The sequence below is a fragment of the Shewanella sp. H8 genome (assembly GCF_040285065.1).
GTDB lineage: Bacteria > Pseudomonadota > Gammaproteobacteria > Enterobacterales > Shewanellaceae > Shewanella > Shewanella polaris.
In genome coordinates, this window is the sequence record NZ_CP157213.1 from 3,028,548 (window position 1) to 3,041,826 (window position 13,279).

Genomic DNA, 13,279 nt, shown 5'->3' on the forward strand with positions numbered 1-13,279 from the left:
CCATTAGCAATTAGGCTTCTGTTCTCATCAACAAACCTTTTACATCTTGCAACTTTTGCGCCAACTCTAACGCTTCATCACTTGGGATTTGGCGTATGATTTCACCCGAATTAATATCCATTACTTTAACAATAGCGGAGCCTGAATCTTCATCAACCGAAAACGCCAGCCCTTTATTCATCAGTGACATCACTTCCGACAGCTGCATAACCACTTCTTCTAAGGCTTCTGTCTCAGATTGCTCTGCTTTAGCGTCAGCTGCAACTTTAGCATTTGCTTCGGTTTCAGCTACCGCGTTAACCAACGACACTTTATCGGTCTCTGCTACATAAGCGCTTTTATCTACCGCTATATGTGCTGCGCCATTCTTGCCTGATAGAGCATTTGAAGTCGCTTCAGATCTATTCGTTAAAGCTTCAGGCCTATTTGTTACAGAGGGGCTTACAGGTGATCCTGTAATACCCATTGAATTATTATCCATAACATCCTCTCTAAATCATGTAATCACGATTAATGCTTTATTCGTTTAGACCACTCTGTCAACAAAGTCACATTAATTCAGCAAATCGTCAATTAGCCTGCTCGTCAAAACATTAGCATACTAAATAGTACTGTTAAGCTCTATGCCTATCTAGTTTCAATGCATTAGTTATCTATATATAAACAAAAAGGAAGATTCAACAGTGTGAATCTTCCCTTCCAATTTTGACGCTATTACTGATTCACTCAGTGAGTTACTATCAAATTACTATTCACTATACTCGCTAAATTATAGTAGTGATAACGCAACTTGTGGCAACTGATTCGCTTGTGCAAGCATTGAAGACGACGCTTGTGATAGAATCTGCTGCTTACTTAACTCAGCACTTTCTGAAGCAAAGTCAACATCTTGAATACGGCTACGTGCATCTGACACGTTATTTTGAATATTACTCAAGTTACTAAGAGTAAAGCCCATTCTGTTTTGTGTTGCACCTAAATCAGCTCGTTGGCTGTCAATATCAGCTAAAGCTGCATCAATTACCGCTATCGCATCTTGAGCGCCATCTGCCGTTCCGATATCGACATCTTTAATTGTATTTAACGTAGAGGTACCACCAGCAGTCGTAATCGCTGCCGTAGTACCTGTTACAGTGAAAGCATCACTAGAAGCAAACTCTAACTCAGCATTAACCACTACACCGCCAGCATCAACAACATCCGTAGCACCCACTACGCCATCAGATACCGTCGCCATGGTCATTGTGCCAGTAGCAGGCCCTACCGCTTTAATACCTGCAACATCGTCGGCAGAAATATCTAATGTACCAGTATCCGAATCATATGTAGCAGTGTGGCCATCTTTACCAATCGCAGTAGCCAAATCAGCCATGCTGCCGTTAAATTTACTTAAATCATAACTGTCCGTACCAATCTCTAATGTACCAGTATCCGCAGCGGTAAAGCCTGCAAGCTGAACAGATGCCTTAGTACTAACATCAACACCCGTTCCTAAAGCATTTAACGCTTCAGCAGCGGCTTTTGCATCCAGAGCTGAAATATCAGTTGCAATAGAGGTACCATCAGGGCCACTTAGCACAATATCTGACGCACCTGTTGCTGCAGTGTAAGCTGTGCCAGAAGCTGCATCAGCGCCAAATACCGTACCAGCACCTGTCATTTGATTTTGCCCAAGAGCATTGGCAGAAACATCAGCTAAAGAGATAGAAATAGTTTCATTAGCATTAGAACCCACTTGGAATTTCTGGCTACCGTAGCTGCCATCAAGTAATTTTTGTCCACCAAATGATGTGGTATCAGCAATACGGGTTAACTCGGTCTGTAAAGAAGAAATTTCTTTTTGCATTGAAGTGCGATCTTCAGCAGAGTTTGAACCGTTAGCTGATTGAAGCGATAAATCACGCATACGTTGGAGAATGTTGGTTGACTCACCCATTGCACCTTCAGCCGTTTGCGAGATAGAGATACCATCGTTAGCGTTACGCATCGCAACACCAATACCATTAATTTGACTGGTCATACGATTGGAAATCTGTAGACCTGCGGCATCATCTTTGGCGCTGTTAATGCGCAGACCCGATGCTAAACGTTCCATAGAAGTAGCACTGTTGCTCTGTGCTGTGTTTAGATTGCCCTGCGCTTTCATTGACGTGACGTTAGTATTTACTGAAATAGCCATGATTTAATTCCTCGTATTCCTGACTGTAGACATTGCCTGTCTGTATTAAGCCAGGCGGATCATATTGGTTACACTTAAGGTAACGGCAAGAAAATGGAGAACTTTAGTTTTTTTTTACACCACACCAAAATAAATCAATAAAAATCAAATGAAAATTAAATAAACGTTTAAATTCAGTATATTAAGTTTACAAAAAACCGCCACTTAAATAAGTGGCGGTTTTTAATATCACGTTTAATAACTCTGTTAATGACTAACCAAGTAGTGATAACGCAACTTGTGGCAACTGATTCGCCTGTGCAAGCATTGAAGACGATGCTTGAGACAGAATTTGCTGCTTACTTAACTCAGCACTTTCTGAGGCAAAGTCAACATCTTGAATACGGCTACGCGCATCCGACACGTTATTTTGAATATTACTCAAGTTACTAATGGTAAAGCTCATGCGATTTTGAGAAGCACCTAAATCTGCTCGTTGGCTGTCTATGCCGGCAAGGGCCGCATCAATAACCGCAATCGCATCTTGAGCGCCGTCTGCCGTTCCAATATTGATATCTTTAACTGTACTTAACGCTGATGCCCCACCAGCAGTCGTAATCGCTGCCGTAGTACCCGTTACAGTGAAAGCATCACTAGAAGCAAACTTTAATTCAGCATTAACCACTACACCGCCTACATCAACAACATCCGTAGCACCCACTACGCCATCAGATACCGTCGCCATGGTCATTGTGCCAGTAGCAGGCCCTACCGCTTTAACACCTGCAACATCGTCTGCAGAAATATTTAATGTACCACTATCCGAATCATATGTAGCAGTGTGGCCATCTTTACCAATCGCAGTAGCCAAATCAGCCATGCTGCCATTGAATTTACTTAAATCATAACTGTCCGTACCAATCTCTAATGTGCCAGTATCCGCAGCGGTAAAGCCTGCAAGCTGAACAGATGCCTTAGTACTAACATCAACACCCGTTCCTAAAGCATTTAATGCTTCTGCAGCGGCTTTTGCATCCAGAGCTGAAATATCAGTTGCAATAGAGGTACCATCAGGGCCACTTAGCACAATATCTGACGCACCTGTTGCTGCAGTGTAAGCCGTACCAGCAGCAGCGGCAGCGCCAAATACACTACCGGCACCTGTCATTTGATTTTGCCCAATAGCATTGGCAGAGATATCTCCAATAGAAATAGAAATGGTTTCATTAGCATTAGAACCCACTTGGAATTTCTGGGTGCCATAACTACCATCAAGTAATTTTTGTCCACCAAATGATGTAGTATCGGCAATACGGGTTAACTCGGTCTGTAAAGAAGAAATTTCTTTTTGCATTGAAGTGCGGTCTTCTTCAGAATTTGAACCGTTAGCTGATTGAAGTGATAAATCACGCATACGCTGGAGAATGTTAGTTGACTCACCCATTGCACCTTCAGCAGTTTGTGAAATAGAGATACCATCGTTAGCATTACGAATAGCAACGCCAATACCATTAATTTGACTGGTCATACGATTGGAAATCTGTAGACCTGCGGCATCATCTTTAGCGCTGTTAATGCGTAAACCCGATGCTAAACGCTCCATAGAAGTAGCAGTACTGCTTTGCGCATTATTTAAGTTGCCTTGCGCCTTCATGGATGTAACGTTAGTGTTAACTGAAATAGCCATAGTGTAAATTCCTCTTCTTAGTTGAACGCCAAGACTTGGAGCTTGGCTAAACGGTTAATCATTAAACTGTTTAATTTTGTGGTAAAATTTTCGTGAATCAGAGCTCACAAAACATGTTTATATATAGTCAAACAAACTGGTCGAACTAATTTTACTGAACAAACTCGATGCCGCATTGAGCGCTAATTGTTGCTTTTCAAATTCGGTAATTGCCGAGGCAAAATCTAAATCTTCTAACTTTGATAATGCCGAGGTGTTAATCAATTTTTCATCAGTATGATTGTCGCTGTACTGTTGCAACACTTTTAAGCTGTTGCCAGTTGAGCTTCGCTCTTGACTCATTTGATTGACGCCGCTATCAATGTTATTCAAGAGCTGTGCCAACTCTGCTTGACCTGCAGGAGTTTGGGCATCATCGCCACTTTCATATAACGCAATAACCTTGCTGAAAGTATCGAATATACTGACTTGTGCCACTTCTTCTATGCTGAATGTATCGCCAATTTCAGGTTCACCATCAATGTTAATTTCCATGCCGTTAAACGCTATCGGCGCTGAAGCGTCAAAAGAAGCCGCTGGATAAACAATATTTGCCGTCGGTGTGGCGTTATCTGTCACCTCTACGTTCAGGCCACCTGCGCCGTCATCGGTGAATGCAAAGCTATATGTGTAGTCATTATCAACATAAGCAGCGCTATCAGTAACTTTGGCACTGGTAACCACAAAGTCGCCTTGCTGTAATGACGAATAATTGACGCCATAATCGCCCATGCCGCTAGGTGCATTCATAAACGCTGCATCACCGGGCACATTGGTATTAACTTGGACGCCCGCAGCGACATTGCTTTTTCGAATGCCTGAATCGCCGCTGTAAACCACATCGCCGTTATTATCAAAGGCAAATGGAATGTCGTTGGTGTTATTACCTGCAAAAATATAATTGCCCGATTCATCTTTGGTATTAGCAATGGACATTAATTGTTCAAGACTTTGACGCATGTCATCGGCAATCACTTGCCGCTCGGCACCTGTCATGCTGCCGTTAATACCGCGAAGCACAGACTCTCTCATACTGCTCACTAAGGTATCAGCTTGACCTAACTGGCTTTCGGCTTGTTGAATGTGGTTAGTGGCGTAATCAATATTTTTGACAAATTGGTCTATTAAGGTATTTTTTTGCTTTAGATTATCAATACCAATGGCCGCAACAGGGTCATCACCAGCGGTGTTGACTCTTTTGCCGCTGGAAATCTGTGCCGTAATGCTGTTAGTAGCAGATTGTTTCTCTAATATGCTATTAGTGTTTTGTTGAAACATTTGTCCGGTAGAAATTCTCATGATGTATCTCCTAACGAACCGAGCTAAATAAAGTATCGAAAATGGTTTGCGCTGTGGTCATAATTCTGGCGGCGGCTTGATAAGATTGCTGAAAACGCAATAAGTTTGCCGCTTCTTCATCTAGGTTAACGCCTGACTCACTTTGAACACGATCGCTAGCTTGTTGGTATATTGCCGTGGCAGAACCCACTCGCACTTCTGCAGATTTAGTTTGGCTACCGATATCCAATTTAGTATTTTCAAATACACTGGTTAGGGTGCCTGTACCGTTATTCATTAATTTGCTGTTTGATAACGCCGCAGTTGCAACGGCATTGCTGTTGTCACCTTCGGCGAAAGACAAATCAAACGTGAAGGTGTCTGCGGTAGCGGTGCCGTTAGTGGTAATGTCAAAGTCCATACCAAAGGCATTGATGTTGTTATTGGTAATAGTGCCTGTACCTAATGATGAACCCGCACTATCAAAGGCTTCATAAGTATTAGGAGCAGCAGCAGTATTTAGTTCAAACGTAATTGATGAGCCATTAACACTTTGAAAAACGGCGTTAGTTGAGTCCATGCTGTTTAAGCTAATTGCCGTATTACCAGAGTTGCTAGCATCTGTGGTTAATGTTGGCCCAGCTGCGGCAATACCTTTAGGGTCTGTCATCACTACTTTTAAGCTAGCGGCAGCACCGGCTGTTGGGCGAATATCAAATTTATCGCCATCACCCATAGCACCACTGGCAATGTTAATGCTAAAGCCAGCACCGCCAGTAAGTTCACTGCCCGTTAAGGTTAAAGCAGTTTTCTCACCGGTTTGTGTATCTATTAGTTGGTAACTATTGGTTGCCAAGGTATAACTCAACTCATAACTGCCGCCCGACAATGCACCTACGTCATCAATATTGACCGATACGCCTGCCGCATTGCCCGTATTGGTTGAATACTCACCCACTCGACCTAATGCCATTAATGGATCGTTAATATCGCGAAAAATGTTACTGCCAACGTCACCGTTTAAATCAAAACCTTTGGATTGCATTTCGTTAAATGTGTCTGCAATGCCTAATGCCATTTGACCAAGCTCAGCGCTGGCAGGTAATAAGGTGTCGTCTCTAAAAGAGAATAATGCGCCTAGTTGACCGCCCAATTTTGAAGGGTCGACATTAAGAGTTTTATCGCCAATTGATGCATTAAGTCCCGGTTCATTTGGGTAAGGGTCACCAATACTGGTGCCTATCGACATCGACACTTCACCAGAAACCAACATCACAGAGCCGCCGAGCATGATTGATTTGGCGCCTGTATCTAACGGAATAACATTGACCTGGGCATATTCACTGAGCTCTAAAATAAGGGCATCTTGCTTGTCCAGTAATTGGCTATCTTCACCTTGAGATTTCATCAACTCTAAATTGATGCTGCCTAGTTCTGTACTGATCTCATTAATACGAGTGGTGATAGACTCTATTTGGCTGTTGGTTTGGGTTGTTTGACCATCCAGCAGCGATTGCATTTGATTGATACTGTTTGCCATCTGTTCAGCTGAACTGAGACTACTGCTACGCATACCAATATCGGTTGGTAAATCAGCCACACTATTAATACTTGCAAAAAAATTGTTCAAGTTTTCTGGCACCATGCTGCCAATTTGAGAGTAAATTTGGTCTAATTCGCTTAACTTATCGTAAGACGTTTCAGCCGCGCTCATACTGGTTTGGCCTATACGTAACTCACGGGCAGCAAACTCGTTATAGACACGTTTAACATCGGACACATACGTGCCGGTACCATAAAAATTATTACCATAGCGTTGTGATTCTGTTGATGCTTGCGTGGCAACTTGTCTGTTATAACCTTCAGTATTAGCATTAGCGATGTTATTACTGGTTACACCCAGTTGTGCTTGAGATGCTTGAACGCCTGTGCGAGCGATATTGAGTAAGTCTACTGACATTATTTAGTCTCCACAGGTAATATAGATTTAAGGCCTTCTTTTACCGACTTCATCACATTGATAACCTTATTGGCATATTGAGGGTCAGTGGCATAGCCTGCTTTTTGCAACGCTCGAATAAATTGAGTTGGCTCGCTGGCAACCTTACGTGCATCTTGATAGCGATCGCCTTGGCTGATAAACGACACAAAGTCATTAAAGCTTTGCTCAAGGTTGTCATACATTCTGAAGTCCGCTTTTTGTTGCACCGCAATGCCTTTTTCAAATTCCAATGTATTCACTGAGGTTTTATCACCTTGCCAACGCTTGTCTGCTTTAATATTAAATAAGTTATGACTCATAGTGCCGTCGTTACGGCGTACCACTTTTTGACCCCAACCGGTTTCCAATGCTGACTGGGCAATTAATACCTCAGCCGATGTTCCCAATGATTGTGCGGCTTTTTCCGCATGAGGATACAACACCGAAATAAAATGCTCTGGACTGGTAAATTCACTTACGGCAATGCCTTTATCTTTTACTGCGTTAACCTTTGATTGCGGCAAACCTTTGCCTGCTTGTACCGCTTGGCTGGCTAATTGTTCACCGCGCAGCACACTGTTTAACTGTTTATCGTCTAACACACTAGTCAGTTGGGCCGACATGGGTCTCATCGATTCGGCGCTATCTATAACAGAATGGGCTATAACAGAATGCGATGCCGCTATTTGATCTTTTGGCGCTATAGCATCGAGAGTGTCTTTATCTAACTCGGTTGCTGGAGCAATAAACATACTTGGGTTAACTTTGTAATCACTATCACCACGCAATACCGATGCTGGTGTAATAGGGCTATCTTCAGGGTCTAATTGCTGAACCATGAGTTCTGCAAGCCCTAGCATGCCTTTACTTGATAAATCGACCGACATTTGCTGGTCACGCATTTGTTCAAAAAACTCGGTGGTTTCACTGTTCATTGGATTGTCTGACTTAAACGCGGCATTAGCATCTCGCATGCTTTTCATTAGCATTTGAATAAAGATACCTTCAAACTGCTTTGCCGCCTCTTTAAGTGCCCCCTTCTCGTCTTTCTGGGCTTGGACACGAAGTGAATCTAGTCCTCCTAGATCCAGAAAGTTCGATGAAGCTGACAACTTTTCCATAGTCATTCCGACAATATTTAGATAATGATAAGTTCACCATGCAAAGCACCTGCCATCTTTAACGCTTCGAGGATGGCAAGTACATCTGATGGTGCTGCACCCACTAAATTCACGGCTCTGACAAGCTCATCAAGTGTGGTACCCGGATTAAACATAAACATACGACGATCTTTTTCTGACACATCAATCGTACTGTTAGTGGTAACAACCGTATCGCCACCGGCTAATGCGTTAGGCTGTGATACTTGAGTGGCTTCAGCGATGGTGACGGTTAATCCGCCGTGTGTTACCGCTGCAGGCAACAATTTAACGTTTTGGCCTACCACTATGGTGCCGGTGCGTGAGTTAACAATGACTTTGGCAGACTCTTCCGCCGGTATGACTTCTATGTTTTCTAATGTCGATAAAAATGACACTCGCTGTGATGCGTCGCGTGGGGCGCTGACTTGAATAGAGGTTGCATCAATAGCTTTCGCCATATCTGGACCGAGTAAATCGTTAATGGCATCGGCAGTGCGCTTGGCGGTCGAAAAGTCAGAGCGGCGAAGATTGAAAGTAAGGTAGTCACCACTAGCAAATGGACTGATAACACTGCGTTCAACAATGGCACCACTTGGGATACGGCCAACTGTTGGGGTGTTTTGAATAACCATTGAGCCATCAAGCCCCTCAGCGCTAAAACCACTGACAATTAAGCTGCCTTGAGCAATGGCATACACATTGCCATCGACACCTTTTAAGAAGGTTTGTAATAAAGTACCACCACGTAAACTTTTTGCTTCACCTAAACTGGACACAGTAATGTCAAGATTTTGACCCGGTTTAATAAAGGCTGGCATATCAGCATGTACTGCCACAACAGCAACGTTTTTTGAACTAGGACGAACAGAGTCTGGCAAATTAATACCGAAGTTTTTAAGCATGGTTCTAAACGTTTGTTCGGTATAGCGGGTTTTTTCCCCGGTACCAGGCAAACCAACCACTAAGCCATATCCGACTAATTGGTTACTTCGTACCCCTTGAATACTGGCAATGTCTTTAATCCGTTCGGCATGTACCGGTGCGGTTAGCATTAATATTGACGCGACTATTGAGGCAGTCGACCTAAACAGTTTAGTTTTCATGCATTACTCCTTAAAAAGGCCACCAGTCACTCATAAAGAATGAACTCAGCCAACCGACTTTTTGGGAGTCAGCAAACGTACCGGTACCGCTATACTGAATTCGAGCGTTAGCCACACGTGTGGAGTCGATGGTATTGTCTGTTGTAATGTCTTGGCTGCGGATCATGCCGGTAACACGGATAAACTCATCACCGTTGTTAATCGAAATCCACTTTTCTCCGCGTATCACTAAATTGCCGTTACTGAGCACTTGGATGATATTGGCCGAAATGCTGCCATCTAAGCTGTTAGATTGATCGGCGTCTGATTCTCGTTTGGTATTCATGCTGTCGGTGTAACCTAAATCGATAGGTACGCCGCTAATAGATATGTTTTTACCACCAGCATAAATAGGTTCCATACTTAAATCGGTACCCTTTTTGATTTCGTTGTTGGCGCTTTTCGAGGCTTGAGTCGATTCTTTCAGCATGACAGTAATAATGTCACCAATACGATGAGCACGAATATCAGAATACAAACTTGAAGCTTGGGTATCATGATAAATAGATCCCGTCGCCGCCGCTTGCGTCGGAGTAACATCTGGATATACCGGCGCATAAAATGGGTCATCTGCAATAGGTTTCTTGGCAGTAGAACTACAGCCAGCCAATAACACCAATGATGCTAACGCAATGTATTTAATCATGTTAGCTCCTTAGAGATTCTGATTAATATAAGACAGCATTTGGTCAACTGCCGAGATGACTTTGGAGTTCATCTCGTAAATACGTTGGCCTTGAATAAGGTTGACCAATTCTTCAGTCACGTTTACGTTTGATGTTTCTAATGCCCCTTGACGAATAGAACCTAAACCGTCTTGTGATGCTGTACCTTGAATTGGCGTGCCACTTGCTCCCGTTTCGGTATACAAGTTTTGTCCTAGGGGATCTAAACCAGCCGGATTAATAAAGTCAGTCATAGTGAGCTGCCCTACCACTTGGCTTTCTGCTGTACCAGGAATTTGCACTGATACTTCACCAGCCGAAGACACGGTAATGCTGGTTGCATCATCAGGAATGGCAATTGTTGGCTGCACGACATAACCCGAGCCCGGTGTTACAATCTGACCTGTTTCATCTAAGCTAAACTGGCCGTTTCGTGTATAGGCAGCTGTGCCATCTGGCATTTGCACTTCAAAAAAACCTGAGCCTTCAATCATTAAATCTAACGAGTTATCCGTGGTGAGCATGTTGCCTTGAGTAAACATTTTTTGGGTGGCAACCACTTTGGTACCCGCACCAATGTTCAAACCATTCGGTAACTTGCTGTTGTCTGAGCTAACACCACCTGCTTGATTAACCGTTTGATAAAGTAAGTCTTCAAATACCGCACGACTTTTCTTAAACCCAACAGTACTGGCGTTAGCCACGTTATTAGAAATAACGGCAATGTTGGTTTGCTGGGCATCGACACCGGTTTTACTTATCCATAACGCTGGATGCATAATAATTACTCCTAACTAATTCTCATCAAGGAAGTGGACGCCCGATCAATTTCTTCAGCGTTCTTCATCATTTTGACTTGCATTTCGTATTGACGTTGAATATCAATCATGGCGACCATTTCATGCACTGAGTTGACATTACTGCCTTCAACGGCACCACTTTCCACTTCAACCCCAGGGTCATTTGGTGCATTACCACCCGCAATAAGACGGAACAAACCATCTTCACCGCGCATTAGGTTTTCATTACCAGGATTAACTAATTTAATCCTGGCGACCTCTTCGACTATTTCAGCTGTTGCTCCTTGCGGACGTACTGAAATAATGCCGTTGGCCGAAATTTCTATTTTTTCAACAGGAATAGGTAACACAATTGGACCTGACGTCCCCATCACCGGACGGTTACTGCTATTTAACAACATGCCTGTGCTGTCAATTTTTAAACTGCCTGCACGGGTGTAGCCTTCTGAACCATCTGCTGCTTGCACAGCAAGCCAGCCATCACCCTTAACCGCAACATCAAGATCGCGACCAGTAGTTTTAATAGGACCACCGTTAAAATTACTGCCTGGGCTTTCCATCATTGAAAATACCCGTGTAGGCAAACCTTCACCAAATGCCTGCATTGAACGGGCTTGGACCATGTCAGCTTTAAATCCATCAGTATTGGCGTTGGCAAGATTGTTAGCACTTACCGCTAAGGCATTCATCCCTTGCTTTGCGCCACTCATGGCAATATAAAGAAATTTGTCCATTTGTTGCTCCGTCAAACTTTCAGTAAAAATACTATATATACAGAACAAGCAATCATCATGCCAATGAGGACTGATGGAGTTTTAAGAAATGTAATTAACTGAAATTAAATAAGAATAACAAATAGTGAGTCACTGTAAGTGTCAAAAAACAATCAATCAACACGAGGGGGGAGTAATAAGGATGAGTTATAACAAGAAGGGTAAAGGCAAGGTGTTGCCGTAAACGGCAACACCTTTTATCAGATAAGCATAAATTTTTAAGGTAAACGTAAACTTAGCGGATCTGTAAGATTGTTTGATTTAAAGTATTGTTAACTTCGAGCGTACGCGAGTTGGCTTGGAAGTTACGCTGAGCCGAGATTAAATCAACTAACTCTGTGGTTAAGTCTACGTTTGATTGCTCAAGGGCAGACGAGTTTATACTACCAAAAGTACCACTGTTAGCTTCACCAGCTAATGCATCACCTGAAGCTAAACTGGCTTGCCAAGACGTATTACCCACTTGAGTGAGTCCTTGCTCGTTAGCAAAACGCACTAATGCCACCCGTGCTAACGGAACCGTTGAACCATTGCTGTAACTGGCGGTAATCAAACCATCTGAACCAATACCAACATTAGTTAATCGACCAACGGTAATACCATCTTGAGTTAACTCAGTCACTTCAAACGGAGAAGCATACTGAGTTGGGTTATTAAAGCTTATTGTAAGCGTTTGAGTACCATCGGCTCCAGGGCCTAAAGCCTCTGCACCACCAGTACCGAGTGCCTCAGTGGTAATCGTAGCTGGGTCACTGCCAGTATAAGTACCAGTAGAGTTAAATTTCAGCACTGCACCAGACCATGTACCAACGCCGCTTGGGTTAGTAGCTGATGCGGTACCAGCACCATCAACGGTACCATCACCATCGATATCCGTATCATAACTACCAGCACCAGTTGCAACATCAACTGGCTCACCATCTACCGCATAAAAAGCAACCCAGTTACTTTCACCTGTATATGAACCTGCGGTAGGTTTAATAAAGTAGGTGGTCATAATATGTGATTCACCTAATGAATCATAAATGGTTACTGAAGTAGAGTTGTTGAATGTATCAGAATCATCCGGATCAAAACTAGCTGGGTCTAATGCATCTTCACCCACATTAAGGTTCATCTGCAAGCCAACACTTTCTGTTTGCACTGGGCTACCGGCAGTATCCGGAATTTGGATCGGATCTGTGGTTGTTAAACTCACCGATGTGGAGTTACCATCGTCATCCACAGGGAACCCTTGTAAAAAATTACCCGCAGAATCAACCATATAATTATCTGAATCAACTTTAAATGCACCGGCTCTAGTATAAGATAGATCCTGTGTATCTAAATCTGATGAAGTAACAAAAAATCCGCTACCACTTATCGCCATATCCAGCGAGTTACTGGTAAATTGTAAACTACCTTGATGAAACTGTTGGGCAACTTGCGTAGTGGTAACACCACCACCCACTGTTGTTTTACTGTTTGCAAAAATTGAATTTGCATACACATCAGCAAACTCTGCACGAGATTCTTTAAAACCGACGGTATTCACGTTAGCGATATTATTCGCGGTAGTATTTAAGTCTTTTTGCGCGGCAGCGATACCACTGAGTGCGATGTTAAATGACATAG

11 protein-coding genes are annotated in these 13,279 nt (G+C 43.1%); all 11 read right to left on the reverse strand.

Annotated features, from left to right (window positions below; translation table 11 throughout):
* Nucleotides 1-10: 10 nt before the first annotated feature.
* Nucleotides 11-481: a flagellar protein FlaG gene (locus ABIS04_RS13100; RefSeq protein WP_350431332.1), complete on the reverse strand. Its 471-nt coding sequence runs from the start codon at nt 479-481 to the stop codon at nt 11-13.
* 288 nt (nt 482-769) lie between these two features.
* Entirely contained in the window at nt 770-2,179 is a 1,410-nt protein-coding gene (locus tag ABIS04_RS13105) for a flagellin (protein ID WP_350431333.1), read from the reverse strand.
* 253 nt (nt 2,180-2,432) lie between these two features.
* Entirely contained in the window at nt 2,433-3,845 is a 1,413-nt protein-coding gene (locus ABIS04_RS13110) for a flagellin (protein ID WP_350431334.1), read from the reverse strand.
* Nucleotides 3,846-3,962: 117 nt separating this feature from the next.
* Nucleotides 3,963-5,183, reverse strand: a complete 1,221-nt coding sequence (gene flgL, locus ABIS04_RS13115; RefSeq protein WP_350431335.1) for a flagellar hook-associated protein FlgL — start codon at nt 5,181-5,183, stop codon at nt 3,963-3,965.
* Between the two features lie 10 nt (nt 5,184-5,193).
* The gene (gene flgK, locus ABIS04_RS13120; protein WP_350431336.1) at nt 5,194-7,122 is read right to left on the reverse strand and encodes a flagellar hook-associated protein FlgK; all 1,929 of its coding nucleotides are present in this window, start codon (nt 7,120-7,122) and stop codon (nt 5,194-5,196) included.
* Nucleotides 7,122-8,264, reverse strand: a complete 1,143-nt coding sequence (gene flgJ, locus ABIS04_RS13125; RefSeq protein WP_350431337.1) for a flagellar assembly peptidoglycan hydrolase FlgJ — start codon at nt 8,262-8,264, stop codon at nt 7,122-7,124. The genes flgK and flgJ overlap by 1 nt, the downstream gene beginning before the upstream one ends.
* A gap of 17 nt (nt 8,265-8,281) precedes the next feature.
* Nucleotides 8,282-9,337 (reverse strand): flagellar basal body P-ring protein FlgI, encoded by a 1,056-nt coding sequence (locus ABIS04_RS13130; RefSeq protein WP_240778504.1) that lies wholly within the window; start codon nt 9,335-9,337, stop codon nt 8,282-8,284.
* A gap of 61 nt (nt 9,338-9,398) precedes the next feature.
* Entirely contained in the window at nt 9,399-10,073 is a 675-nt protein-coding gene (flgH, locus tag ABIS04_RS13135; RefSeq protein ID WP_140234695.1) for a flagellar basal body L-ring protein FlgH, read from the reverse strand.
* 9 nt (nt 10,074-10,082) lie between these two features.
* A complete protein-coding gene (gene flgG / locus ABIS04_RS13140) occupies nt 10,083-10,871 on the reverse strand; it encodes a flagellar basal-body rod protein FlgG (protein ID WP_140234696.1) in 789 nt (262 codons plus the stop codon).
* A gap of 11 nt (nt 10,872-10,882) precedes the next feature.
* Nucleotides 10,883-11,626 carry a flagellar basal-body rod protein FlgF gene (flgF, locus tag ABIS04_RS13145; RefSeq protein ID WP_140234697.1) on the reverse strand — a complete coding sequence of 248 codons (744 nt, stop codon included), beginning with the start codon at nt 11,624-11,626 and terminating at the stop codon, nt 10,883-10,885.
* A gap of 274 nt (nt 11,627-11,900) precedes the next feature.
* Nucleotides 11,901-13,277 carry a flagellar hook protein FlgE gene (gene flgE, locus ABIS04_RS13150; protein ID WP_350431338.1) on the reverse strand — a complete coding sequence of 459 codons (1,377 nt, stop codon included), beginning with the start codon at nt 13,275-13,277 and terminating at the stop codon, nt 11,901-11,903.
* Nucleotides 13,278-13,279: the final 2 nt, after the last annotated feature.